At 60.6% G+C, this 24,873-nt stretch carries 18 protein-coding genes and 4 tRNA genes; 10 read left to right on the forward strand and 12 right to left on the reverse strand.

Annotated elements, in window-relative coordinates; translation table 11 throughout:
* Positions 1 to 71 precede the first annotated feature (71 nt).
* The 6 genes from clpP to OP494_RS03920 all read right to left on the reverse strand — a co-directional run bounded on the left by clpP (position 72) and on the right by OP494_RS03920 (position 2,864).
* Entirely contained in the window at positions 72 to 692 is a 621-nt protein-coding gene (gene clpP, locus OP494_RS03895; protein WP_280539408.1) for an ATP-dependent Clp endopeptidase proteolytic subunit ClpP, read from the reverse strand.
* A gap of 96 nt (positions 693 to 788) precedes the next feature.
* On the reverse strand, positions 789 to 2,141 hold the full coding sequence (gene tig, locus OP494_RS03900) for a trigger factor (protein ID WP_280539410.1): 1,353 nt from the start codon (positions 2,139 to 2,141) through the stop codon (positions 789 to 791).
* A gap of 277 nt (positions 2,142 to 2,418) precedes the next feature.
* Positions 2,419 to 2,493, reverse strand: a tRNA-His gene (locus OP494_RS03905).
* Positions 2,494 to 2,523: 30 nt separating this feature from the next.
* Positions 2,524 to 2,598, reverse strand: a tRNA-His gene (locus tag OP494_RS03910).
* Between the two features lie 56 nt (positions 2,599 to 2,654).
* Positions 2,655 to 2,731 (reverse strand) — tRNA-Arg (locus tag OP494_RS03915).
* 56 nt (positions 2,732 to 2,787) lie between these two features.
* Positions 2,788 to 2,864 (reverse strand) — tRNA-Pro (locus tag OP494_RS03920).
* 209 nt (positions 2,865 to 3,073) lie between these two features.
* On the opposite strand from OP494_RS03920, the gene folD reads away from it, so the two are divergent.
* From folD to mtnN, 3 genes are read left to right on the forward strand one after another with little or no spacing between them, the layout of a single operon-like run.
* Entirely contained in the window at positions 3,074 to 3,937 is an 864-nt protein-coding gene (folD, locus tag OP494_RS03925; RefSeq protein ID WP_280539412.1) for a bifunctional methylenetetrahydrofolate dehydrogenase/methenyltetrahydrofolate cyclohydrolase FolD, read from the forward strand.
* Between the two features lie 54 nt (positions 3,938 to 3,991).
* Positions 3,992 to 4,459: an S-ribosylhomocysteine lyase gene (locus tag OP494_RS03930; RefSeq protein WP_280539413.1), complete on the forward strand. Its 468-nt coding sequence runs from the start codon at positions 3,992 to 3,994 to the stop codon at positions 4,457 to 4,459.
* 23 nt (positions 4,460 to 4,482) lie between these two features.
* The gene (mtnN, locus tag OP494_RS03935; RefSeq protein WP_280539415.1) at positions 4,483 to 5,190 is read left to right on the forward strand and encodes a 5'-methylthioadenosine/S-adenosylhomocysteine nucleosidase; all 708 of its coding nucleotides are present in this window, start codon (positions 4,483 to 4,485) and stop codon (positions 5,188 to 5,190) included.
* Between the two features lie 87 nt (positions 5,191 to 5,277).
* Here mtnN and cysS read toward each other — a convergent pair whose 3' ends face one another.
* Both cysS and OP494_RS03945 read right to left on the reverse strand, forming a co-directional pair.
* Positions 5,278 to 6,663, reverse strand: a complete 1,386-nt coding sequence (cysS, locus tag OP494_RS03940; RefSeq protein WP_280539417.1) for a cysteine--tRNA ligase — start codon at positions 6,661 to 6,663, stop codon at positions 5,278 to 5,280.
* 10 nt (positions 6,664 to 6,673) lie between these two features.
* Complete coding sequence (locus OP494_RS03945; RefSeq protein WP_280539418.1) at positions 6,674 to 8,353, reverse strand: glutamine--tRNA ligase/YqeY domain fusion protein; 1,680 nt, start codon at positions 8,351 to 8,353, stop codon at positions 6,674 to 6,676.
* 167 nt (positions 8,354 to 8,520) lie between these two features.
* Between OP494_RS03945 and OP494_RS03950 the strand changes: the two genes are divergently transcribed.
* Together OP494_RS03950 and OP494_RS03955 are read left to right on the forward strand one after the other, a co-directional pair.
* Positions 8,521 to 9,015 (forward strand): peptidylprolyl isomerase, encoded by a 495-nt coding sequence (locus tag OP494_RS03950; protein WP_280539419.1) that lies wholly within the window; start codon positions 8,521 to 8,523, stop codon positions 9,013 to 9,015.
* Between the two features lie 92 nt (positions 9,016 to 9,107).
* Positions 9,108 to 9,836: a UDP-2,3-diacylglucosamine diphosphatase gene (locus OP494_RS03955; protein ID WP_280539611.1), complete on the forward strand. Its 729-nt coding sequence runs from the start codon at positions 9,108 to 9,110 to the stop codon at positions 9,834 to 9,836.
* 17 nt (positions 9,837 to 9,853) lie between these two features.
* Here the strand turns inward: OP494_RS03955 and OP494_RS03960 are convergent, their stop codons facing one another.
* From OP494_RS03960 to OP494_RS03970, 3 genes are all read right to left on the reverse strand, one after another.
* Entirely contained in the window at positions 9,854 to 13,723 is a 3,870-nt protein-coding gene (locus OP494_RS03960) for an AAA family ATPase (protein WP_280539421.1), read from the reverse strand.
* Between the two features lie 43 nt (positions 13,724 to 13,766).
* On the reverse strand, positions 13,767 to 14,393 hold the full coding sequence (locus tag OP494_RS03965; protein WP_280539422.1) for a tRNA-(ms[2]io[6]A)-hydroxylase: 627 nt from the start codon (positions 14,391 to 14,393) through the stop codon (positions 13,767 to 13,769).
* A gap of 84 nt (positions 14,394 to 14,477) precedes the next feature.
* Complete coding sequence (locus OP494_RS03970) at positions 14,478 to 14,945, reverse strand: DUF1289 domain-containing protein (protein ID WP_280539423.1); 468 nt, start codon at positions 14,943 to 14,945, stop codon at positions 14,478 to 14,480.
* 259 nt (positions 14,946 to 15,204) lie between these two features.
* Between OP494_RS03970 and acnB the strand changes: the two genes are divergently transcribed.
* From acnB to OP494_RS03990, 4 genes are all read left to right on the forward strand, one after another.
* Positions 15,205 to 17,808, forward strand: coding sequence for a bifunctional aconitate hydratase 2/2-methylisocitrate dehydratase (gene acnB / locus OP494_RS03975; protein ID WP_280539612.1), 2,604 nt, complete (start codon positions 15,205 to 15,207; stop codon positions 17,806 to 17,808).
* A gap of 297 nt (positions 17,809 to 18,105) precedes the next feature.
* Positions 18,106 to 18,708 carry a porin family protein gene (locus tag OP494_RS03980; protein ID WP_280539425.1) on the forward strand — a complete coding sequence of 201 codons (603 nt, stop codon included), beginning with the start codon at positions 18,106 to 18,108 and terminating at the stop codon, positions 18,706 to 18,708.
* Between the two features lie 162 nt (positions 18,709 to 18,870).
* Positions 18,871 to 19,359, forward strand: a complete 489-nt coding sequence (rraA, locus tag OP494_RS03985; RefSeq protein ID WP_280539426.1) for a ribonuclease E activity regulator RraA — start codon at positions 18,871 to 18,873, stop codon at positions 19,357 to 19,359.
* A 74-nt stretch (positions 19,360 to 19,433) separates the two neighbouring features.
* Entirely contained in the window at positions 19,434 to 21,248 is a 1,815-nt protein-coding gene (locus OP494_RS03990; protein WP_280539427.1) for a glycerophosphodiester phosphodiesterase, read from the forward strand.
* Positions 21,249 to 21,374: 126 nt separating this feature from the next.
* On the opposite strand, the gene ppsA is transcribed toward OP494_RS03990, so the two are convergent.
* Positions 21,375 to 23,768 carry a phosphoenolpyruvate synthase gene (ppsA, locus tag OP494_RS03995; RefSeq protein ID WP_280539428.1) on the reverse strand — a complete coding sequence of 798 codons (2,394 nt, stop codon included), beginning with the start codon at positions 23,766 to 23,768 and terminating at the stop codon, positions 21,375 to 21,377.
* 266 nt (positions 23,769 to 24,034) lie between these two features.
* Here ppsA and OP494_RS04000 point away from each other — a divergent pair, with 266 nt between their 5' ends.
* The gene (locus OP494_RS04000) at positions 24,035 to 24,868 is read left to right on the forward strand and encodes a pyruvate, water dikinase regulatory protein (protein ID WP_280539429.1); all 834 of its coding nucleotides are present in this window, start codon (positions 24,035 to 24,037) and stop codon (positions 24,866 to 24,868) included.
* The last annotated feature ends 5 nt before the right edge of the window (positions 24,869 to 24,873 follow it).

The raw sequence follows: 24,873 nt of genomic DNA on the forward strand, positions 1-24,873 counted from the left end.
CGGCGGCCCTGACGAACCGCCGGTAATAAATGCATGTCTCGCTAATCGCTACCATGTTTGGTTAAACGCTATCAGGATACAGGGCGCTTATCCAGCATGGCATCGATGAGGCCGTACTCGGCCGCCTGGGCGCCGTTCATGAAATTATCGCGATCCGTATCTCGTGCCACCGTTTCCACATCCTGTCCGGTATGCCTGGCCAGAATCTCGTTGAGCTGCTGACGGATGTTGAGAATTTCCTTGGTGTGGATCTCGATATCGGCGGCCTGCCCTTGATAGCCGCCCAACGGCTGATGAATCATCATCCGTGAGTGCGGCAGGCAATAGCGCTTGCCCTCGGCGCCGCCGGCAAGCAGCAACGCTCCCATGCTCGCGGCCTGACCGACGCACACGGTGGAGACGTCAGGCTTGATGAACTGCATGGTGTCATAGATAGACATTCCCGAGGTCACAGAGCCGCCCGGCGAATTGATGTAAAGGTGGATGTCCTTGTCGGGGTTCTCGGATTCGAGAAACAACAACTGAGCCACCACCAGATTGGCCATGTAGTCCTCGACCGGGCCAATCAGAAAGATAACGCGCTCTTTGAGCAGGCGAGAGTATATGTCGTAGGACCGCTCGCCACGCGCGCTCTGCTCCACCACCATGGGGACCAAACCGCCGGCGTTGCTGATATCGAACTCATTGCCCATTGCGTGGCTTCCTTAATTCGGTGACTGATTGCTCCAGTGACTAGAGACCCGGCCGTAGCCGGGTCCAGGCACTTGCGACGACACGCTGGAAAACGCTTATGCGTTGGTCTCTTCCTGCGCCTCGTCCTCATCATCTGCTTCTTGCTGCTGTTGTGCCGCTTGCAATGCCTGCTCGTAGGACATCTCGACGTCCTTAACCTGAGCTTGCTCCAGCAGCTTGTCAACCGCCTTGTCTTCAAGAACCGAGGACTTGACCTGGTTTTTCATGTCCTCGTTTTTGAGATAATGCTCAACCACTTGCTCAGGCTGTTGATACTGCTGTGCCAACTCTTCGACGCGCGCCTTGATTTCGTCGTCGCTAGCGTCGAGTTCATTGACCTTGACGACTTCGGCCAGCAGCAGGCCGACCTGAACGCGCTTCTTAGCTTGGTCGGCGAACAGCTCGTCAGGCAGTTGGGAAACATCGAAGTCTTCCCCCAGACCGAACTGCTGTGCAGCCTGGCGCTTGAGCCCCTCGGTCTCCTGCTGAATCAATGACTGCGGGACCGGAATATCATTGGCCTGCTGCAACGCTTCGAGCGCTTGCTGCTTGACGCGATTGGTCACGGCCTGAGATAGCTCGTGCTCCATGTTCTTCTGCACGTCGGCGCGGAAGGCAGCGACGCCGCCCTCTTCGATACCGAAGCGCTTGATGAACTCATCGTCGACTTCGGGCAACTGCTTACCGGCCACCTTGTGGACTTTCACCTTGAAGGTGGCTTCCTGCCCCGCCAGGTGCTCTGCCTGATAATCTTCGGGGAAGGTCACCTTGATCTCGAGATCGTCGCCGGCCTGGGCACCCACGAGTTGCTCTTCGAAACCGGGGATGAAGCTATTGGACCCCAGCTCCAACTCATGACCTTCGGCGGCGCCGCCTTCGAACGGCTCATCACCCAGGAACCCTTGGAAATCGACGGTCACCTGATCGCCATCGGCTGCGGCACGCTCGACCGTTTCCCACTCGGCGTTCTGTGAACGTAGCGTATCGATCATCTGATCGACGTCGGCCTCGGTCACGTCCGCCTGGGGGCGCTCGATTTCAGTGTTTTCGATCGTGTTGAGCTCGAACTCGGGATATACCTCAAGGAGAGCGACGAACTCCAGGTCCTTACCGTCTTCGTCGACGGTCGGCTCGACCTGCGGAGAACCTGCCGGATTGAGGCTTTCCTGAGTGATCGCCTGCACATAGTGCTGGCGCATCATTTCGCCCACCACCTCGTTGCGGACTTCTTGGCCGAAACGCTGACGCACAACCGCCTGCGGAATCTTGCCACGCCGAAAGCCGTTCAGCCGCACGTTCTTGGCGGTTTCCTGGAGACGGGTAGCCACGGCTTGATCGACTTCGGCAGCCGGCACTTGGACGGTGACACGACGTTCGATCTGGGAAGTCGACTCAACGGAAACTTGCATGAATGATCCTCTACCGACTGGGGGCGTTCTGAAAATAAGTATAAGACGAGGATTCTATGAATCCCCATTCACGCTGGCAAGCGTACTGCGAAGTTTATGGGGCTGTATGCCTCATCTTACAAGGGAAAAGGCGCGAAAAAAGAGCGAATGGCCATCGTGACGACGCAAGAAAGCCGAACGAGGCATATCGATACAGACGTGCGGAGTGCAACTCACGAAAAATGCGGTTACGCCAAGAGAAACAAACAGAGAGGGCAAGTAAGGAGAAGGTCGTCGCTGGGGTGGATGATGGGGATCGAACCCACGACCACCGGAGCCACAATCCGGGGCTCTACCACTGAGCTACATCCACCACGACGATTTGTTGCGGCATATTCAAGCATGGGGTGGATGATGGGGATCGAACCCACGACCACCGGAGCCACAATCCGGGGCTCTACCACTGAGCTACATCCACCATAACTTGAAATACACGGGAATAATCCCGACATCGACGCTTTTTGGCTTTTAGCTTGGTGCGCCCAGCAGGACTTGAACCTGCAACCTACGGCTTAGAAGGCCGTTGCTCTATCCGGTTGAGCTATGAGCGCTTGATAACGCTGGCACAGACCCAACCAGGAACCGACCCTCGAGAGGATTCGGATGCTGGTCGGGGTAGAGGGATTTGAACCCCCGACATCCTGCTCCCAAAGCAGGCGCGCTACCAGACTGCGCTATACCCCGTTGCCCCGAGACCGCTTGGGCGTGGCCAATCGAGCCCGTCGATGCGCAGCGTATTCTACGCATCTTCCTTGCCAGGTCAAGCCCTTACGTTTCATCTTCCGCCCCACCCCAGCGCAGGATACATTGACTGCGCCTCCCAGCGTGCGAAAATTGCGCTTCTTTCAAAACGCCGCCCCTCACCGGGCCACGCACGCCAAAGGAACGAGTCGATGACCGCTCAGTTGATCGACGGCAAAGCGATTGCCGCCAATGTCCGCGAACAGGTATCTCGTCAGGTCCAGGCACGCCGCCATGAAGGCAAGCGCGCTCCAGGGCTCGCGGTCGTCCTCGTTGGTGAAGACCCCGCCTCCGAAGTCTACGTTCGCAACAAGCATCGCGCCTGCGACCAGGCCGGCCTGCATTCGGTACAGCACCACCTCTCTGCCACGACCACACAGGCAGAGCTCGAAGCATTGATCGACTCGCTGAATGCCGACACCGACATCGACGGTATACTGGTACAACTTCCCCTACCCGAGCATCTCGACGAACGCCCGATTCTCGAGCGTATCCGGCCCGATAAAGATGTCGATGGTTTTCATCCTTACAACCTCGGCCGCCTCGCCCAACGACTCCCCGTGCTGCGGCCTTGCACCCCCAAAGGCATCATGACGCTTTTACAAGAAAGCGGCCTTCAGGCACGCGGCCTTGACGCCGTCATCGTCGGTGCCTCCAATATCGTGGGTCGCCCCATGGCCATGGAACTGATGCTGGCGGGCAGTACGACCACGGTCTGCCATCGCTTCACCCGAGATCTCGAAGCGCACGTTCGCCGTGCCGACTTGCTCATCGTCGCCGTCGGCAAGCCCGGGCTCGTCAAGGGCGAATGGGTCAAAGAAGGTGCCGTCGTCATCGACGTGGGGATCAATCGCCAAGCCGATGGCAAGCTCGCGGGCGATGTCGAGTTCGCGCCCGCCGCCGAGCGTGCCAGTTTCATCACCCCCGTACCGGGCGGCGTCGGCCCCATGACGGTCGCTTCGCTGCTGGAGAACACCCTGCTCGCCGCCGAACTCCACGACGGCATGCATGCCTGACATACAGGCGTTACAATGAACGGCGATACCGAGCTCGAGAAAAGGAGTGGATAGATGAGCGATAAAGAAATGAATGTCGAAAGCTTTAACCTCGACCACACCAAGGTCAAGGCGCCTTATGTGCGTCTGGCCGGCATCAAAGCTGGCGAACAAGGCGACGCAATTCATAAGTATGATCTGCGCATCTGCCAACCCAACAAGGCACACATGGAGATGCCTGCGCTGCACTCCCTGGAACACCTGATGGCCGAACTGTCGCGCAACCATACCGACAAGATTCTCGACATCAGCCCCATGGGTTGCCAAACCGGCTTTTATATTTCGCTGATCAATCATGATGACTACGACGATGTGCTCGATCTGATCGACAAGACCCTCAACGATGTCCTCGTCGCCGAGGACGTACCGGCCTGCAACGAGATGCAGTGCGGCTGGGCCGCCAGCCACAGCCTGGAGGGTGCCCAAGCCTTGGCCCGCGACCTGCTGGCCAAACGCAACGAATGGAACCAGGTTTTCGCCTGATCGAGAGAGGGACCACGCCCCACATGCGTAAGATTGCCATCATCGGTGCCATGGCCGAGGAGGTCGAACTCCTCGCCTCGCACCTGGAAAACGGCCAAACCCGTCAACACGCCGGCTCAACCTTTCACACCGGCCACTTGCACGGTGTCGATGTCGTTATCCTGCAATCGGGTATCGGCAAGGTAAATGCCGCCGTGGGCACTACCCAGGTGCTTGAGCTTTATAAACCCGACGTGGTCATTAACACTGGCTCGGCGGGCGGCTTCGGGGCCGACCTCGAGGTCGGGAACGTGGTCATCTCCAGCGAGGTACGTCACCACGACGTCGATGCCGTGGTCTTCGGCTACGAGTATGGCCAGGTGCCGCAGATGCCAGCCGCCTATCTTCCCGACCCTCGCCTGGTCGAAGTTGCCCGGGAATGCATCGAGGGGCTCGGCGAACTGCGTGTCACGGAAGGCCTCATTTGCACGGGCGATGTTTTCATGGCCGATGAGGCCATGGTGACACAGGCGCGCGAACGCTTTCCGAGCATGCTGGCCGCCGAGATGGAAGCGGCGGCCATCGCCCAGACGTGCCACCTCTACGACTGCCCCTTCGTCGTCATTCGTGCGCTTTCCGATATTGCCGGCAAGGAGTCCAACCTTTCCTTCAAAGCCTTTATCGATAAAGCCGCCACGCATTCGGCGCTAATGGTCGAAGCCATGGTCAAGCGCTTAGGCACGGCATCTTGAGCTGATAACGGCACTGGCCGGCAAGAAATAACAAAGCCCACGACTAACGTCGTGGGCTTTGTGCATCGGGTATCCGTTGGACGCAGCTCAGCCGCCTTCGACCACCCAAGTCGTGCCTTCGCGGCTATCCTTCAGCACAATCCCCTGCGCCGCCAATTCATCGCGTATGCCATCGGCGGCGGCGAAGTCCTTAGCCTTCTTGGCCTGCGCCCTCGCCTCGATACGCGCCTCGATTTCCTCCTCGGTCATCGACAGCTGCCCCGCACCCGCCTGCAGGAAATCGGCCGGAGCTTGCCCGAAGAGCCCTAGCACACCGCCCAGCGAGATGAGCTCATAAGCCAACGCTGGCGCACGCTCCGGGGCCTCCTGCTTGGCGCGGTTCAACTCGCGCGCGAGGTCGAACAACACCGCCAACGCCTCAGCGGTATTGAAATCATCATCCATTGCGGCCACGAAACGTTCGCGATAATGCGCGTCCACATCTCCCTCGACCGGCGTTACGCCCTGCAACGCATTATAAAAGCGCTCCAGCGAACGACGCGCCTCGCCCAGCGCGTCGGGGGCATAATTGATGGGGCTGCGGTAGTGACTGGCCAGCAGTAGATAGCGCACGACTTCAGGGGCATGCGCCTGCAACACCTCGCGAATCGTGAAGAAGTTGCCCAGGGACTTGGACATCTTCTCGTGATCGACACGCACCGCCCCGGCATGCATCCAGGTGTTGACGTAGGCCTGCCCAGTCGCCGCCTCGCTTTGCGCGATCTCGTTTTCATGGTGCGGAAAGACAAGATCCGGGCCACCACCATGAATATCGAAGGTATCGCCCAGGCAGCACGTCGACATCGCTGAGCATTCGATATGCCAACCGGGACGCCCTTCACCCCACGGCGACGGCCAACTCTCCTCGCCCGGCTTCGCAGCCTTCCACAGCACGAAGTCCAGCGGGTCTTCCTTGGCGACCTCGACTTCGATACGTGCGCCCGAGCGCATGTCATCGAGATCGCGATTGCTGAGCTTGCCGTAACCCTCGAAACGCCGCACGCGATAATAGACGTCACCGTTGGCGGCCGGATACGCATAACCCTTGTCGATCAAGCGCTGGACCATAGCGACGATATCATCGACATGTGCCGTGGCACGTGGCTCGCGATCCGGACGCAATACGCCAAGTCGCCCTTCGTCTTCGTGCATGGCATCGATCATGCGCTCGGTCAGCGCCGCAATCGGCTCGCCATTCTCCTCGGCCCGCTTGAGGATCTTGTCGTCGATATCGGTAATGTTGCGAACATAATCGACCTCGAACCCGCGCCAGCGCAGATAGCGCGTGATCATGTCGAACGCCACCATGACGCGGGCATGCCCGATGTGGCAGTAGTCGTAGACGGTAATCCCGCAGACGTACATGCGCACCCGTCCCGCATCGAGCGGCGTGAACGTTTCCTTGCGTCGCGTCAGCGTGTTGTAAATCTGCACGGCAATCCCCTCAGCCTTTCTTCTGTGCCTTGGCCCAACCATCCTTGAGCCCCACCGTACGGTTGAAAACCCGCTTGCCATCGCGACATTCATGACGGTCGGCGCAAAAATAGCCCACGCGCTCGAACTGATAGCGGCTTTCGGGCTCGGCATCGGCCAGGCTCGGCTCGGCATAGCCTTCGACGACACGCAGTGACTCAGGATTCAAATGCTCGAGAAAATCGCCATCGCGGTCGCGATCCGGCGCCTCGACCTGGAACAGGTTATCGTACAGACGCACCTCAACCGGCACGGCGTGCGCGGCACTCACCCAATGGATGACGCCCTTCACCTTTCGACCTTCGGGGTTCTTGCCCAGCGTGTCGAGATCGACACTGCAGCGTAGCTCCTGGATCTCGCCGTCGGCGTCCTTGATGACCTCGTCGCAACGAATCACATAGGCATTGCGCAGACGTACTTCCTTGCCCGGCGCCAAGCGGAAGAACTTCTTGGGTGGTTCTTCCATGAAATCGTCACGGTCGATCCACACCTCGCGCGTCAACGGCAAGTGACGCACGCCCATGTCATCGCGCGCCGGATGGCCAGCCACCTCGAAGGTTTCCTGATGATCCTCTGGAAGATTGGTCAACACCACCTTGAGCGGCTTGAGCACGCACATCGCGCGCGGCGCGTTGTCTTCCAGATCGGAGCGAATCGCATGGTACAACATGGCGATGTCGACCATGCCGCCGTCGGCCCGCGTCACGCCGATCATCTCGCAGAATTTACGCACCGAGCCTGGTGTATAACCGCGTCGACGCATACCCGAGATCGTCGGCATGCGCGGGTCGTCCCAGCCATCCACGATGCCCTGATCGACCAACAGCTTGAGCTTACGCTTGGAGGTCACCGTGTGCGCGAGATTGAGACGTGCGAATTCGATCTGACGCGGCTTGACCGGCACCGGGAGGTTCTCGAGAAACCACTCGTAAAGCGGACGATGATCCTCGAACTCCAGCGTGCAGATGGAGTGCGTGACGCCCTCGAGCGCGTCCGACTGGCCATGCGTGAAATCATAGGACGGGTAGATCTTCCACTTGTCACCCGTCTGATGATGATGGGCATGTCGAACACGATAAAGGATCGGGTCACGCAGGTTGATGTTGGACGCCGACATATCGATCTTGGCACGCAACACCTTCTCGCCCTCGGCGAACTCGCCCTTGCGCATGCGCTCTAGCAGATCGAGGTTTTCCTCGGGCGTACGATCGCGATACGGGCTCGGCTTGCCGGACTCGGTCAAGGTACCGCGATATTCACGAATCTCGTCGGGAGACAGGTCATCGACGTACGCCTTGCCTTCGCGCACCAAGTACTGTGCCCAGGCATACAACTGATCGAAGTAATCCGAGGCATAGCGCACCGCCCCGTCCCATTCGAATCCCAACCAAGTGATATCGGCCTTGATGGCGTCGATATAGGCCTGCTCTTCCTTGGCGGGATTGGTGTCGTCAAAACGCAGATGGCATTGACCGCCAAACTGCTCGGCAAGCCCGAAATTCAGACAGATCGACTTGGCGTGGCCGATGTGCAGGAAACCGTTGGGTTCCGGCGGAAACCGAGTGACGATGGTATCCTGGCGACCGGCCTCGATTTCCTCGCGAACCTGATTGCGGATGAAATTCGGGGCGGAGTGGCTATCTACGCTCATGGGCTGTCTAAAGAACCTCTGTTCGTTCGCGAAGTGACCGGAGGGCACGTCAAAGCACTGGCTGGCGCCTCGACACGGTTTCGCCCGCGGGTGCAAAGCCGCTATTATAGCGCGACGCCAGCGCGCGACGCCAAGTCGCGCTCAGTTCTCTTCGCCAGGATACGCCCATGATCGTTCTGCAAACCAATTACGGCAGCATTCGTCTGCGCCTCGACCATGAAAACGCGCCCAAGACCGCGGCCAACTTCGAGCAATACGTGCGCGACGGCCATTACGACGACACCCTGTTCCATCGCGTCATCGATGGCTTCATGGTCCAGGGTGGCGGCTTCGACACCCAGTTCGAACAAAAGCCCACGCGCGCGCCGATCGAAAACGAGGCCGACAACGGCCTGAAGAACGTCAAGGGCAGCGTGGCCATGGCGCGCACCCAAGACCCGCACTCCGCCAGCGCACAATTCTTCGTCAACGTCGCCGACAACGACTTTCTCAACCATCGCGACAAGTCCATGCAAGGCTGGGGCTACTGCGTCTTCGCCGAGGTCGCCGAGGGCATGGATGTCGTCGAGAAGATCAAGAACATCCGCACCACGCGCCGCGGCATGCACGCCGATGTGCCCGCCGAAGACGTCATCCTCGAGCGCGCCTACGTCGAGGATTGACGATGCACAGCGTCGCGCCGTTATTCGGCGCGACGCTGAAGCACCTGACGCCTGACTCCAGCCACAAGCACGCCCATGAGGACGCCAGCACGATGACCACCCTGCTGATTTCCGATTTACACCTCCACGCAGGCCAGCCGGACATCGTTCACGGCTTTCTGAATTATCTGGAGACCGAGGCACGCCACGCCGACACGCTCTATCTGCTCGGCGATATCTTCGAAGCCTGGATCGGCGACGACTACCTCGGCGACTTGGAGCGTCACGTCATTGATGCGCTAAAGCGTCTCAGCGACGCCGGCACCCAGATTTATTTCATGCACGGCAATCGAGACTTCCTAGTCGGTAACGCTTTCGCCGATGCCGCCGGTGCCACCTTGCTCGATGACCCCAGCCTAGTAACCCTGGGCAACCAGCGCGTACTGCTGATGCACGGCGATAGCCTGTGCACCGGCGATGAGGAGTACATGAAGTTTCGTGCCATGTCGCGCGATCCCGAATGGCAAGCCCAGATTCTCGCCCTGCCCGTCGAGCAACGCCTGGAACTCGCCAAGAGCCTGCGCCTGCAATCCGCGGACGCCAACACGCAAAAAGCCGATGCGATCATGGACGTGACGCCGGCGGAAGTCGAAGCAGCCATGCGCACGCATGACGTCACCACGCTGCTCCATGGCCATACGCACCGCCCGGCGGTACACGACTTCGATCTCGACGGTCAGCCTGCCCAACGCATCGTACTCGGCGACTGGCGGCCCGGCAGTGGCTGGGAAGTGCGTGTCGAGGACGATGCCGCGCCCCAGCTACGCGAATTCGCGATCTGACGACGCTGAGCTTGCAATCATGTCCGCTCGTGCTGCGGCTCGAAGGCACGATCCAGTTGCCAGCGCACCAGCATCGGGGCGTCGGTCAACGAGACCTGGCCCAGCAATTGGCGGAAGCGTTGCCGCATCTCGTCATCATCGGGATCGACTAGCGTGAGCCAGACTTCGCAGGCATTGATCTGGTGATGCCGATTTTCCTGTTCGCTCGCCACGCGATAGGCCTGTTCGGCCAAACGACGCACGTCCTGAGGTGCATGCCCCTGCGCATGGCGAACACGCACCATTTGCAGGGTCAGCTCCGGCAAATACAACGAATCGCGTTCACGCGCGACCATCAAGCACTGGTCCAGATAGTCCTCGGCCCGGGCATATTCTCCCAGCGCCAAGCATGCATCGCCGTACCACAGCAAAGGGCGCTGATAACGATCCTGCCCCGTGGCCTCGGTCACCCGCTCCATGCTTTCTTCGAGCAACTCCAGGCCCTGGGGGTCGCCGCTCATCGCCTTGTACCAACCGAGAATGCCTTGCGCCGCGTAATGCCAGAGATGCAGATCCGGCGTCGACGTCACTTCGTACGCGCGTTCGGCGCGTGTCGCCGCCATGTGCACATGGCCTAACTGGCGATACAACGCCGCGGCGAAAATCAACGACAGTGCCAACGAGCCAGGATGCTTGATCGACTCGGCCAGGCGTATTGCCGCCTCGATCTGTTGCTCGGCACGCAAATAATCGCCGCGCAGGCACAAGGCCCAGGCATGATAGCAAGCCGCGGCGATCTGCGGATGATCGGAAAATGGCAGCCAATCGAGCACCATCGGCTGATGCAACGGATCGATTTCCTCGAGATGCTCGAAAGCATGGCGCACGCGTCCCGCCCAATATTCGCAATGCGCACGCGCGTAATCCGCCAGGCGCTGGTAGCGCGGATCGACGAGGCCCTCGGCGAATGTCGACAAGCGCGCCGCCAGTGCAAACGCATCGGCATGTGCATGGCGCTGACTGCAGCCGACCCATAGTCCCCAAGTCACCAGGAACGGTTGCTCGTCATCCGGTTCGTCGTCTTCGACGCGCCGCGTTTCCAGCGTTGCCAGCATATCCTTGGCGCGCACGAAGCTCTCATGCGCCGTGGGTGAACCGTGCCCTTCGAGTGCAAAGGCAGCCTGGCCGCGCACCGTCAACAGGCTGATATGGCGCTCTTCCTGCGAGGCGAGATCTTGCAGGCACTCCAGGCCAGAGTCGGCCATCTGAAGCGCCGTGCGGTTGGCACTGAGTTTGAGAGCGGCCCGCGCGGCAAGCTCGAAGTAGCGCGCCGCCCGCGCATGGTCGCCGCTACGACGCAAGTGAGACGCAAAATACCCCGGATGCTGGCCAATCAAGGCCGGAAAGCGCTCCTCGATGAGCGTGACGACCTGGTGATGTAGCCGCTCCCTGACATCGCGAGGACAGGAAAGATACGCGGCTTCCTGCAACAGTTGATGAACGAACTGGTAGTCGAACGGGCTATCGCCATGACAAGGCTCGATGATCTCCAGGCGCTGCATGTGATCGAGCACCTGCTTGAGGCGTGTCTCGCCGAGCCCAGTGCATTCGCGCAAGAAGGTGACCCGGAATTGGCGCCCGAGCACTGCCGCGACATGGGCCACATCGCGGTCGGCATCGAGCTGCTCGATGCGGCTGGAAAGAAGCCCCAGCAACCCGCGTGGCAACTCATCCACCTGGACACGCCGCCCCTCGCGGCGATCCATGTCGAGACGCCGGCAAATTTCCTGCAAGTAAAGCGGCACGCCGTCGCAACGCTCGATGAGCTGCTCACGCAGACGCGGACTGATGTGCAGCCGATAATGCTTGGCCAGTTGTACCAGCAAGCGTGACGACTGTGTGCTGTCCAGGCGTCCCAACACGATGTGCTGGTCCCAATTGAGTCGCACCGGCAGCGCCTCGCGCCCATGGTGGCTGGCAATCAGCATGAAGGGGACATTGATCGGCAGGCGTGCCTGCAATGCCAGCAATACCTTGAGCGAGAGCTCATCCAGCCATTGCAGGTCGTCGATGACCAAGGCCAGTGGGCGGCTCGCGGTGATACGTTCTATCAGCGAATGGAAGAGTTGCGTGACCGGCTCGAGACTCTCACCGATGTCGCCGTCACCGCCATCGCTCAGCGCATGGTTGAGCACCTCGCGCCGCGACTCGTCCAGCGCCGGCTCATTGGCCAACCAGGCGGCCAGCGTTGAGCCATCGACATCTCGGTCGAGATACCAGCGCAATAGCGAGCGCACCACCCCGTAAGGCGTCTGGGTCGACAATCGGGTCGTCGGCTGCCAGCACAAGGCGATCTCCTGGCTTTGCTCCAGTTGCCGGAAGCTTACCAGCAACGCCGACTTGCCCATGCCCAGCGCACCTTGCACCAGCACGCTCTGGCGCAACCCGATGACCACTCGGGCCAGCGCATCACGCAACTGTCGCAGTGCCGCTTCGCGTCCGATCAAGCTCGGCGGCGTGGCATCGCGTCCGCCTTCGTCGACCCCCAGTACCAACGCACGCAGGCGCACGCGTCCATCGGCGGCCAGCAAGCGCGTTGTCAGGCGCGGCTGCAGATCCAGCGCGGGGGGCATGTGCTGGCTCGCCTCTTGCGAAATCACCAGTTCGCTGCCCTGGGCGGCGCTCATGAGCTCGAGCGCCGGTTGCGTCACCTGCCCCAGGGGATCGGCCAAGCGGCGTTCGGGCAGATACAAGCCACGCCCACTGTTGAGTCCCGCGGCCAGTTCAAAACGCGGCGCCGGATCGCCACCCGACCAGTGACGCTGGACCTCTTCGGGCAACTGGCGGCGGCAATGTTCGTACAATGCCACCAGCTCGGCCAGTTGGTGTGTCGGCCCGTGGGTGCCGAAGCAGGCTAGCCCTAGTCCGCCGGTGGCGCCAGGCAGCCAGAACCCACCCAATAGATGGCATTGGCGCTCCAACCAACGCATCAACTCCACCTGCAGGAGCAGACAGGCGTGCCCCTGAGCACGCTCCTGCCAATCGCCCTGCAAGTGCAGGCGAATCGCCATCACCGATAGCTGGCGATAGTCGATCTCGTCTTCGCGCACGGGGGCACTGTCCAGCGCCACGGTCCGCGAAAAAGCGCCCTGGGGCGAGGTGGGCACCGTCGGTTGCGCGCCACCCGACCAGTAGCGCGCCAGCTGTAAAAACTCAGCTTCGGGCTGCTGGCCGGACAGCGCCAGCAGTTCCAGATAAGCATTGAACTGCTCATGCGCGGCGGCAATCTGCCCTTTCTCGGCTAGCTGGCGCACCAGACGCTCATGAAAGGGGCCATACCCCGAGAAACGGCTCACCAACTGACGCAATATCTCCTCGGAGACATCATCGACCTCACCCAACGCATGCTCGATATAGGCGATCATGCGTTGGCGCCATTCGCCGCGCACCTTGACCAGCCAGCGCTGGAACTCACTGCACTGCGGCAAGTGCAGCTCTTCGACCAGGTCGCCGCGATACAAGGTGAGCAACTCATCGATGGCCCCGATCTCGGGCGGCGCTTGCAGCAGCGTCTCGAGGCGACGCACATCCATCACCCAATGCGACTCCAGGCGCAACTCGATGCTTTGACGCGAGACCGTCAAGGCCGACTCGGCTTCATCGCCGAGACGTTGCCGCAGGCAATGCAGCGCATGACGCAAATTGGTGCGTCCCGACGACAGGCCTTGATCGGGCCACAGCATTTCCGCCAGCCCGGCGCGATTGGCCGCTTGCTCGTTGAGCAACAGGTAGACCAACAACGCCTTGACCTTGTCATAGCTGAATTGGGTGAGCGTGGCACCCCCCAACGTCATCGAAAAATGCCCGAAAAGCGTCAATCGAGGCGGTACCGGGGTGTCCTGAGTCATCGTCGTCATACCCTGATTGGGCCGGTGCCGTCGGCGAGCGCGATCACGCTACCGACGGCACACCGCTGTGGAAACGAAAGCAGGTATCCGGTGATTCGATCAGTTCGCGCTCACGCTCGGCGAAAAACGCGATACGTGGCGCGATATCCTGCGTGGCGTACTGCTGCGCCAGCGCCAGGTAATCTTCGTAATGGCGTCCTTCCGACTTAACCAGAGCGCGATAGAACTTGGCAAGCTCATCATCCAGAAAAGGGATCAGAGACGCGAAACGTTCACAGGAGCGTGCCTCGATGAAGGCGCCGACGATCAGGGTATCGACCAACCGTTGCGGATCGTCCTTGCCGACATGCTGCCGCAACCCCGCTGCATAGCGCGAGGCGCTGAGTTGGCGATAACGCACGCCACGCGCGCGCATCAAGGTGACCACCTGCTCGAAATGCAAGAGCTCCTCGCGAGCTAGCTGCGACATCTTGGTCAGCAACTCAGTATGCTCGACATAGCGATACATCAGATTCATCGCCGTGGATGCCGCCTTTTTTTCGCATTGAGCGTGATCGATGAGCAATAGCGACGGATGCGCCAGCGCTGCCTGAATCCAGGCATCCGGAGTCACGCACGGCAAGAAGTTCAACAGTTCCTGGGGTAGCAAGGCGTTTGCGTCAGTGGACATGGCTTTCTTCTATCAGGTGAGAGGATGCTTACAAAAGGACGTCGCTCGCCTATTTTGTAAACACCCTCTGAGCGGTCATGAAAGTTAAACGGAAGGCTCGGTCGGCGCTGTCGTCAGACGGTGGAGCGCCTCCTGCATCAACGCTTCCTGCAGCGCCGCGTACAAGGCATCGGGCGCGAGTCGCGCGACGCTTGCATGACGTCGTAGTCCATAGCGACTCAAATCCTGCATGCGCGTACGCCCCACACGCAGCAGTTCTACGGCGCGTGACAACGATGGCTGGTCGCTGCGAAAGCGAATTTGGTGACGTATCAATTGCGCCTCCAGGCATGCCGGATCGTCGACGTGCAGGAAGCGTGAGGCGACCCGCACACGCAGCGCATCCAATGCCTGGATTCGCGCTGCTCGGGCCTCAGCGTCGAGCGTGAACCAGTCGCGAATTTCGTCCTCTGTACGTTGGCAACCACGGCATACGCGATCACCGACGGTCGTCGAGCACAATCCCACGCATGGCGACTGGATACGCTTTGCCTTGCTCTCGTTGGCGGCCATCTCACCTCCCTTTTGCCCGAGCACTCATGATATCGCGAGCGCGCCGCTACAGCGACCGCCGCGCATGGCATGCCTTTGACCTTCCTCTCAACGCCCGGCACAGAAGGCCTTCTTAACATTGTCGACAGTTTCGAGTAGAATCTCGCTGCCTATTTAGACCGGTGACAACCTGCCCCAGGTCGTGTCTGCCGTGCGCGTGCGAGGAATCGCCACGCGCATCGCCCCCGCCCTGGTTTCGATGACTGACGAGGGTCCCAACGTGCTTGAAGCCTACCGCCAACATGCCGAGGAGCGCGCGCGCGAAGGCGTGCCGTCCCAGCCGCTCAACGCCGAGCAAACCGCCGAACTGGTCGAGTTGCTCAAGGCGCCGCCCGCCGGCGAGGAAGAAACGCTTCTCAAGCTGCTCACCAACCGCGTCCCGCCCGGCGTGGACGAAGCCGCTTACGTCAAGGCCGGCTTTCTGACCGCCATCGCCAAAGGTGAGGCGACGTCGCCGCTGATCGACAAGACGCACGCGGTCAAGCTGTTGGGCACCATGCAAGGCGGCTACAACATCGCCACCCTGGTCGAACTCCTCGACGATGACGCCCTCGCCCAGGAAGCCGGCGAACAGCTCAAGCACACCCTGTTGATGTTCGATGCCTTCCACGATGTCGCCGAACGTGCCAAGAACGGCAATGCCATCGCGCAAGCCGTGCTCGAATCCTGGGCCGCGGCCGAATGGTTCCTGGCCAAGCCGGCCCCTGCGGAAAAAGTCACGCTGAGCGTGTTCAAGGTGCCGGGCGAAACCAACACCGATGACCTTTCCCCCGCGCCGGACGCCTGGTCGCGCCCCGATATCCCGCTGCATGCCAATGCCATGCTCAAGAATCCGCGCGAGGGTATTACGCCGGAAGCACCAGGCAGCAAGGGCCCCATCGCACAGATCGACGAGGTCAAGGCGAAAGGCTTCCCGGTCGCCTATGTCGGCGACGTCGTGGGCACCGGATCGTCGCGCAAGTCAGCCACCAACTCCGTGCTTTGGTTCTTCGGCGACGACATTCCCAACGTGCCTAACAAGCGCGCCGGCGGGTTCGTGTTCGGCGGCAAGATCGCACCGATCTTCTTCAACACCATGGAAGATGCTGGCGCCCTGCCCATCGAAATGGATGTCTCCAAGCTCGAGATGGGCGATGTCATCGATGTCTATCCTTATGAAGGCAAGGTGACGCGCCACGGCAGCGACGAGGTCGTCTCCACCTTCGAACTCAAGACTCAGGTCATCCTCGATGAGGTGCGTGCTGGCGGCCGCATTCCGTTGATCGTGGGCCGTGGCCTGACCGAGAAAGCGCGTAACGAACTCGGCCTCCCTGGCTCCGATGTCTTCCGCAAGCCCGAACAGCCGATCGACACCGGCAAGGGCTTCACCTTGGCGCAGAAGATGGTCGGCAAGGCCTGTGGCATGGGCGGCGTACGCCCGGGCATGTACTGCGAACCCAAGATGACGACCGTCGGCTCGCAGGACACCACCGGCCCGATGACCCGCGACGAGCTCAAGGACCTGGCGTGCCTCGGCTTCCAGGCCGACTTGGTGATGCAGTCCTTCTGTCACACGGCGGCTTACCCGAAGCCGGTCGATGTCGAGACTCACCACACCCTGCCCGACTTCATCATGAACCGTGGCGGCGTTTCGCTGCGCCCGGGTGACGGCATTATCCACTCGTGGCTCAACCGCATGCTGTTGCCAGACACCGTCGGTACCGGCGGCGACTCCCACACCCGCTTCCCGATGGGCATCTCCTTCCCGGCGGGCTCGGGATTGGTCGCCTTCGCCGCCGCCACCGGCGTCATGCCGCTGGATATGCCGGAATCCGTGCTGGTGCGCTTCAAGGGCGAACGCCAGCCCGGTATCACACTGCGCGACCTGGTGCATGCGATTCCCTATTACGCTATCAAAGACGGCCTCTTGACCGTCGAGAAGTCGAACAAGCAGAACTTCTTCTCAGGCCGCATTCTGGAAATCGAAGGCCTCGAGGACCTCACCGCCGAACAGGCGTTCGAGCTCTCCGACGCTTCCGCCGAACGCAGCGCCGCTGGCTGCACGATCACTCTGGGCGAGGAGCGGGTCGCCGAGTATCTGAACTCCAACGTCACTCTGCTCAAGTGGATGATCAGTAATGGCTACGGCGATGCCCGCACGCTGGAGCGTCGTATTCAAGCCATGCAGGAATGGCTGGCCGATCCCAGCCTGATGCGTGCCGATGGCGACGCCGAGTATGCCGCGGTGATAGAGATCGACATGAGCGAACTCGACCAACCCGTGCTGTGCGCACCCAACGACCCCGATGACGCGCGACTGCTCTCCGAGGTCGCCGGCGAGCAGATCGACGAAGTCTTCATCGGCTCGTGCATGACCAACATCGGCCACTTCCGCGCCGCCGGTAAACTGCTCGAGAAACAGCCTCCCGGCAGTCTGAAGACCCGGCTATGGCTTGCGCCGCCCACCAAGATGGACCAACATCAGTTGACGGAAGAGGGCTATTACGGCATTTACGGGCGCGCTGGCGCACGCATGGAAATGCCGGGCTGCTCGCTGTGCATGGGCAATCAGGCACGCGTAGCGCCCAAGTCCACAGTGGTCTCGACCTCCACGCGCAACTTCCCCAACCGTCTGGGCGATGGTGCAAATGTCTATCTTGCCTCCGCCGAGCTGGCCGCCATCGCGGCCGTCGAGGGACGCTTGCCGAGCGTCGAGGAATACAAAGGTTACATGAGTGAGTTCAATGCCATGGCGAGTGAAATCTACCGCTACATGAACTTTCATGAAATCGAAGAGTTCCAGAACGCGGCCGCGAACGTGATTCCGGTCGCCGAGGAAGCCTGACCACTCGTCTCCAATGCTCGCCTATTGAGAAAGAGTGCAGGTCACCGAAACGCCCCGCCAATGCGGGGTGTTTTTTTATGGTGTCTCCATATACCAACGCCCGAATACGTTTTTTAACACTGTTCGCCTTGTCAGTGGGCCGGACAGACGCTTAGATATGAAACGCTCGTTCGCGCCCCATTCCATACGGGTATGGGATGAGACGGCAGGATGCCATGACATTCCGACCATCCGATGCCGCGCCTCAAGGCCGGCACACAAAAGGTACGTCGTGATGAGAAAATCAAGGAGAACCCCATGACACTCAAGACTTTGATCACCGCTTCCGTGGCCACGTCGAGTCTTCTCGTCTTCGCACCTAATGCCATGGCCGCTCCCAGCCCCGAAGGCTTGTACTTCGGCGTCGGGACCGGCTTCAGCTCGCTGGAAAACGATGACGGCGACGTTGACGATTTTATCGAGTCGGGCAGCGAGGACTTCGATGTCGACGATGACGACAACAGCTTCAAGGGCTTCGTCGGCTACAACTTCAACCGCTACTTCGCCACTGAGGCGTTCTATGCGGATCTCGGACGTGTCGAGCTCAAGGGCAACGACACAGCCAATACCGACCTCGAGTCAGAAGCCTACGGCGTCAGCCTCGTCGGCAAGCTGCCCATCACGAATTGGTTCGAACTTTTCGCCAAGGCGGGCATGGCGAAGTGGGAAACCGACGTCGACGGCAATCTCGGCGGCGCCAGTACCGATCTGAAGGACAACGATGGCGTGGACCCGGTCTACGGTGCCGGCGCGCAATTCAACTTCACGCCCTTCCTGGTGCGCGCTGAATACGAGCGCTACGACTTCGATAGCGACTACCAGGTGGATTCCTTCTCCGCATCCGTGGGCTGGCAGTTCTAAAGAACGCCTCTGCGGGCATCGCTGTACAAGACGCCGGGCCGCGCCCGGCGTCTTCCTGTCATTTTGCTAGTTCTTCTCCCCCCAAGGCCGCAATGGCGCGATGCTCAGAGCATGGCATGATGACACCTGTTTCAGCGAACGCCGCACAGGCGAGGAGACAGCATGCCCACTATCATCACTCCCGATATCTGTGACGCCTATCCCGACGTCAAGGTGATCGAGCCATCGTTGGCCAATGTCGGCGGACACGACGCCTTCTACGGGCCAGTACGCACGGTCAAGTGCTTCGAGGATAACTCGCGCGTCAAGGAAGCCGTCAACGAACCCGGCGATGGTGCCGTCCTGGTCGTTGATGGCGGCGGCTCCTGGCGTTGCGCTCTGCTGGGCGACATGCTGGCCGCCAAAGCCGTCGACAATGGCTGGGCCGGCATCATCGTCCATGGTTGCGTACGCGATGTCGACATTCTCAACGAGACTCCAATCGGCATCCAGGCGCTTGGCACGCACCCTCGCAAGAGCGAGAAACGTGGCGAGGGCCAGCGCGATATTCCCGTCACTTTCGGCGGCGTGACGATCGCCCCGGGGCAGTGGCTTTACGCCGACAACAACGGAATCGTGATTGCCCATGAGCCGTTAACGCTAGACGACTGATAGCACTGCTATTTGCCAGCAGCGAGCGACGATGCGAGCCTAGCAAGATCCTGAGAGGAAACGAAGGAGTTGTCATGCTCGCCACCCGCACGTTGCTGGGTGACATTGCGACCCAATTGCGCGCTCAGGGACGAGCGTTACTGGTTTTTCATCTATTCTTCACCGTCCTCGCCACGGCCGTATTGGTGCCGTTGACGACCTGGACCCTGACCAGTCTGCTGCATGCCTTCCATCGTCAGGCACTCAGTAATGCCCAGATCGCCGACATGGCGCTGTCTCCTTTGGGCCTTGCCTGGGGTCTCGTGGCACTGGGCCTGAGTTTCCTGCTGATCTTCCTGCAGCAAAGCGGCATGATGCGGTTGGTCGCCGCGCCCAGGCCGGGGCGCTACCGGGCAACGATGAATACACTGTGGCAAATCGGTCGCCGCTTTCCGGATATCGCCGGGCTCACATTCCTGCAGGTCGGCGCCCACTTGCTACTCGTCGTCCCGTTTGCGCTGCTGACCGCCTATTGTTATGACGCCCTGCTCGGCGATGCCGAGCTCTACGTCGTGATGCGCATGAAGCCCCCCGCCTTATGGTATTTCGCCATGCTCGGCGGCGGCCTGGCACTCATCGCACTCTGGCTTCAAGCACTGCTTTATGCGCGCTGGTTCCTGGCACTACCCGCTCTGGTACTCGACCGGCTTTCCCCACTCCAGGCGCTGACACGCAGCCGTGCGCTAACCAGGGGGCGACACGCGCGCATCACGGCTCTGGCGCTGACATTCGCCTTGGGTGTCGCGGCGCTGCCGGTCCTGTTCAGCATCCTATTCAATAGCCTGGCATCGCCGCTGATCAGCCACCTACCGGATCGCATCTCGCTACTCATTCCCGTCATGCTGGTCTACGTGGCGGCCTATACGCTTTCGATCATCGCCGTGACGTTTCTGGGGGTCGCGGCCAATAGCCTGCTGGTGGCCAATCTCTATCGACGCTTGGGCGGCGGCATGCTCGGTGTCGCGGACTCACCGGCCCCCCAGCAGTCGGGATGGTGGGCCTGGGCCGCCGAGGCCGTCTTGCTGGCCTTCGCGTTGCTCCAAGCGGGATGGGTGCTGAGCGACTTCCAACTGCGCGACGATGTCACCGTCACCGCCCATCGCGGCAGTTCGATGGCGGCACCGGAAAACACCCTGGCGGCGATGCGCCAAGCCATTCAGGAAGGCGCCGACTACCTGGAGCTGGACGTCAGGCTATTGCGCGACGGCAATGTCGTCCTCTCTCACGACCGGACGCTGGAACGCCTCACCGGCCAGGCATTGAACATCAACGACCTGACGCTGGAGGAAACACGCGATATCGATATCGGTAGCTGGTTCGGGGATGAATTTTCCGATGAACGCTTGGCAACGCTCGATCAGGTGATTGGCCTCGCGCATGGCAAGTCGCGCCTGTACGTCGAGCTCAAGCCCATCCCCGGCAACGAGCAGGCGCTCATCGAGGCGGTCGTCGAACGTTTGCGGCGTTACGGTATCGCCGACAGCGCGGTAATCGCGTCATTATCGCCGACGGTGATTCGCGACGTCGAAGACTATGCCCCCGATATCGATACCACGCTGTTCGTTCAATTCCTGTTGCCCGGCGCTCTGACCTCGACCCCGGCCGACATCATCGGCCTGCGTCACACCCGCGCCGATGCCGGCACCGTCAGCATGGTGCATGACAGCGGCCGCGAATTGCATGTCTGGACCGTCAACAGCGCCCGTGACATGTCGCGTTACATCGATATGGGCGTCGACAATATCATCACCGACCGTCCCGCGACGCTGATCGACTTGCTCATCGAACGCGCCACCCTCAGCGATGGCGAGTTGCTGCTGCTCAAACTGCGCAATTGGTTACATCAGTGAATAGAGCGAATAGCGAATAGCGAATAGAACTAATAATGAATAGAACTACTCGCGACATATACACCGCTCCACGAAAAAGGGCGCGCCACAGTCGGCGCGCCCTTTCCTGCTTCCGTATGGACCGTTTCAGCCGCCGACCTTTTCACCCGCCAGCATGAACCAAGTTTCGAGTACCGCGTCGGGGTTCAATGACACGGAATCGATGCCCTGCTCCATCAGCCATTTAGCAAGCTCGGGGTGATCCGACGGTCCCTGACCGCAGATACCGACATACTTGCCCTGTGCCCGGCACGCCTGGATGGCCATGGACAACAGTTTCTTGACCGCCGGATTACGCTCGTCGAAGAGGTGCGCCACGATGCCTGAATCGCGATCCAGCCCCAGCGTCAACTGAGTCAGGTCATTGGAGCCGATGGAGAAACCATCGAAATGCTCCAGGAACTCATCAGCCAAGAGCGCATTGGCCGGCAGCTCGCACATCATGATGACCTTGAGGCCCTGGCCCTGAGGAGATGAAGAGGCGCCCCGCTTGAGCCCATTGGCTTCCATCAGGGAGACGACTTCACGCCCTTCGTCCGGCGTTCTCACGAAAGGCACCATGATCTCGACGTTATCGAGGCCCATGACATCGCGAACCCGCTTCAGAGCGCGGCACTCCAGCTCGAAGCACGGCCGGAATGTTTCGGAGATGTAGCGCGAAGCGCCACGGAACCCGAGCATCGGGTTCTCTTCACCGGGCTCGTAGAGCTTGCCACCGATGAGGTTCTCGTATTCGTTGGACTTGAAATCGGAGAGTCGCACGATGACGCGCTTGGGATAGAACGCCGCTGCCAGCGTGGAAATACCCTCCACCAAGCGGTCGACGTAAAAGCTGACCGGGTCGTCGTATCCCGCGGTCCGCAGGTCGATGGTCTGCTGCAGGTCGGCGGGCAGCGTGGCGTAATCGATCAATGCCTTGGGATGCACGCCGATCATGCGGTTGATGATGAACTCCAGGCGTGCCAACCCGACCCCCGCATTGGGCAAGCTAGAAAAGCCAAAAGCCCGGTCGGGATTGCCGACGTTCATCATGATATGGAAAGGCAGCTCCGGCATATTATCGACCGTCGTCGTCTGACAGTCGTAATCGAGCAAGCCATCGTAGACATGGCCGGTGTCACCCTCGGCGCAGGACACGGTCACTTCACGGCCATCGGCAAGCGCCTGGGTCGCGTCGCCACAACCCACCACGGCGGGAATGCCCAATTCGCGCGCGATAATGGCCGCATGGCACGTACGCCCGCCCCGGTTGGTGACGATCGCGGAGGCGCGCTTCATGATCGGCTCCCAGTCGGGGTCGGTCATGTCGGTCACCAGCACATCGCCATCGTGTACCTTGTCCATCTGTTCGGGACTGGCCACGATCTTGACCGCGCCCTGGCCGATGCGCTGGCCGATGGCGCGGCCATCCACCAGTACGCGGCTTTTTTCCTTGAGCTGAAAACGCTCGAGCTTGCCGCCTTCCACGTTGGACACCACGGTTTCAGGACGTGCCTGCACGATGTACAGCTTGCCATCGTCGCCATCGCGCGCCCATTCGATATCCATCGGGCGTCCATAGTGCTCCTCGATGGTCACCGCTTGCCGGGCCAACGCCATGACCTCATCATCGCCGAGACAAAAACGCTGACGGTCGGCGTGCGGTACATCGACGGTCTTCACCGAACGGCCAGCGGCGCTTTCTTCCCCGTAGACCATCTTGATCAGCTTGGAGCCCAGTGTCCGCCGCAGCACCGCCGGACGCCCTGCCGCTAGCGTCGGCTTGTGGACATAGAACTCATCCGGGTTGACTGCGCCCTGAACGACCGTCTCGCCCAGTCCCCAGGAGCCCGTCACGAAAACGGCATCGCGATAACCGGATTCGGTATCGAGCGTGAACATCACGCCGCTGGCTGCCGTTTCGGAACGGACCATCTTCTGCACACCGGCGGAAAGCGCCACGTTCTCGTGCGGATAACCTCGATGCACGCGGTAGGCAATGGCACGGTCGTTGAACAGTGACGCGAAGACTTCGTGAACGGCACGTTTGACGTTGTCGAAGCCCTCGATATTGAGGAAGGTTTCCTGCTGCCCCGCAAACGACGCATCGGGTAGATCCTCAGCCGTCGCGGAGGAGCGTACCGCCGCCTTGAGATGCGGATGCTTGTCCTGAAGCTGGCCATACGCCTCGGCCAAGACCCGCTCGAAAGCCGGTGGCAATGGCGTATCGATGACCCACTGACGGATCTGCGCCCCTGTATCCGCCAGGGCCGTGACATCGTCGACATCCAGACGCGCCAACGCTTCGTTGATACGTTCGTTGAGTCCCTCGTGCGCGAGGAATTCGCGATAAGCGACGGCGGTGGTAGCAAATCCGCCGGGCACAGTGACACCGGCACCCGCCAGGTTGGAGATCATTTCCCCGAGTGACGCGTTTTTACCGCCCACCCGCTCAACATCATTCATGCCAAGCTGATCGAACCAAACGATATACTCTTCCAAGAGAACCCCCTCGAGTCAGGACGGTCGCGATGACGACGTCGTCACAGCCAGTACCGCGCGGGGCGCGGCGGATGCTCGTACCCTATCAAGGGGGCTTGCTATTCGCCATTGGTCTAATAGCGAAGGGGTTGGAGTATTTTTACAACAACGTGGCATTTTCGAGGATTCTTGTAGTCGCCTTGCCGAGCGCGACGAACGCCTATTTGCGCTTGTCAGAAAGGAACCAGAGAATAGGCACGACATTTTCGCCACGTTCGGACATCGCCATGCCCCGCACCGCTTACTTCATCTCCGATGGTACCGGCATCACCGCAGAAACGCTGGGTCGCAGCCTGCTCGCCCAATTCGAGGGCGTCGAGCTCAATCTGGTGGTCAAGCCCTATATCGATACGCTGGAAAAAGCCCACACCCTGGCGGCCATCATCGCCCAGACCGCCGACCGTGACGGCGCCCGCCCCATCGTGATCGATACCATCGTCGATCAGGCGATCCGCGACATCATCGCCGCCGCACCAGGCTTCAAGGTAGATATCTTTTCGACGTTCCTGGCCCCGCTCGAAGAAGAGCTGGCGACCCATTCCACGTATACGGTGGGACGCACCCACGCTATTGGCCGCGATGACATTTACATGCATCGCATCGATGCCGTGCACTTCGCGCTCGACAACGACGATGGCGCACGCACGCATCAATACGACCAGGCCGATGTCATCCTGGTCGGCGTCTCACGTTGCGGCAAGACGCCGACCTCGCTCTATCTGGCCCTGCAATTCGGCATTCAAGCCGCCAACTATCCCCTGACCGAGGATGATTTGGATGAAGACGGTACGCTGAGCATGCCCAAGGCGTTGGCGCCTTATCGTCACAAACTATTCGCCTTGACCATCGACCCTCGCCGACTCGCGGCGATTCGCAGCGAACGTCGCCCCAACAGTCGGTATTGCTCGATGGATCAATGCATGCAGGAACTGCAGCAAGCCGAGGCACTATTTCGTCGCTACCATATCCCCTATATCGACACCACACGCTTTTCCATCGAGGAAATTTCCACACGCATGATCGCCGAGACCAGCCTGACACGGCGTTTCAGCCCGCGTTGAACGGG

Source organism: Chromohalobacter sp. 11-W (genome assembly GCF_029889905.1).
Lineage (GTDB): Bacteria > Pseudomonadota > Gammaproteobacteria > Pseudomonadales > Halomonadaceae > Chromohalobacter.

Bases quoted from the DNA above. Each gene is read 5' to 3' on its own strand.
- rraA (WP_280539426.1), top strand. From the start codon at position 18,871: ATGCCCACTATCATCACTCCCGATATCTGTGACGCCTATCCCGACGTC.
- clpP (WP_280539408.1), bottom strand. From the start codon at position 692: ATGGGCAATGAGTTCGATATCAGCAACGCCGGCGGTTTGGTCCCCATG.
- OP494_RS03980 (WP_280539425.1), top strand. From the start codon at position 18,106: ATGACACTCAAGACTTTGATCACCGCTTCCGTGGCCACGTCGAGTCTT.
- folD (WP_280539412.1), top strand. From the start codon at position 3,074: ATGACCGCTCAGTTGATCGACGGCAAAGCGATTGCCGCCAATGTCCGC.
- OP494_RS03955 (WP_280539611.1), top strand. From the start codon at position 9,108: ATGACCACCCTGCTGATTTCCGATTTACACCTCCACGCAGGCCAGCCG.
- OP494_RS03930 (WP_280539413.1), top strand. From the start codon at position 3,992: ATGAGCGATAAAGAAATGAATGTCGAAAGCTTTAACCTCGACCACACC.
- tig (WP_280539410.1), bottom strand. From the start codon at position 2,141: ATGCAAGTTTCCGTTGAGTCGACTTCCCAGATCGAACGTCGTGTCACC.
- OP494_RS04000 (WP_280539429.1), top strand. From the start codon at position 24,035: ATGCCCCGCACCGCTTACTTCATCTCCGATGGTACCGGCATCACCGCA.
- OP494_RS03990 (WP_280539427.1), top strand. From the start codon at position 19,434: ATGCTCGCCACCCGCACGTTGCTGGGTGACATTGCGACCCAATTGCGC.
- mtnN (WP_280539415.1), top strand. From the start codon at position 4,483: ATGCGTAAGATTGCCATCATCGGTGCCATGGCCGAGGAGGTCGAACTC.
- OP494_RS03945 (WP_280539418.1), bottom strand. From the start codon at position 8,353: ATGAGCGTAGATAGCCACTCCGCCCCGAATTTCATCCGCAATCAGGTT.
- OP494_RS03950 (WP_280539419.1), top strand. From the start codon at position 8,521: ATGATCGTTCTGCAAACCAATTACGGCAGCATTCGTCTGCGCCTCGAC.
- OP494_RS03965 (WP_280539422.1), bottom strand. From the start codon at position 14,393: ATGTCCACTGACGCAAACGCCTTGCTACCCCAGGAACTGTTGAACTTC.
- OP494_RS03960 (WP_280539421.1), bottom strand. From the start codon at position 13,723: ATGACTCAGGACACCCCGGTACCGCCTCGATTGACGCTTTTCGGGCAT.
- OP494_RS03970 (WP_280539423.1), bottom strand. From the start codon at position 14,945: ATGGCCGCCAACGAGAGCAAGGCAAAGCGTATCCAGTCGCCATGCGTG.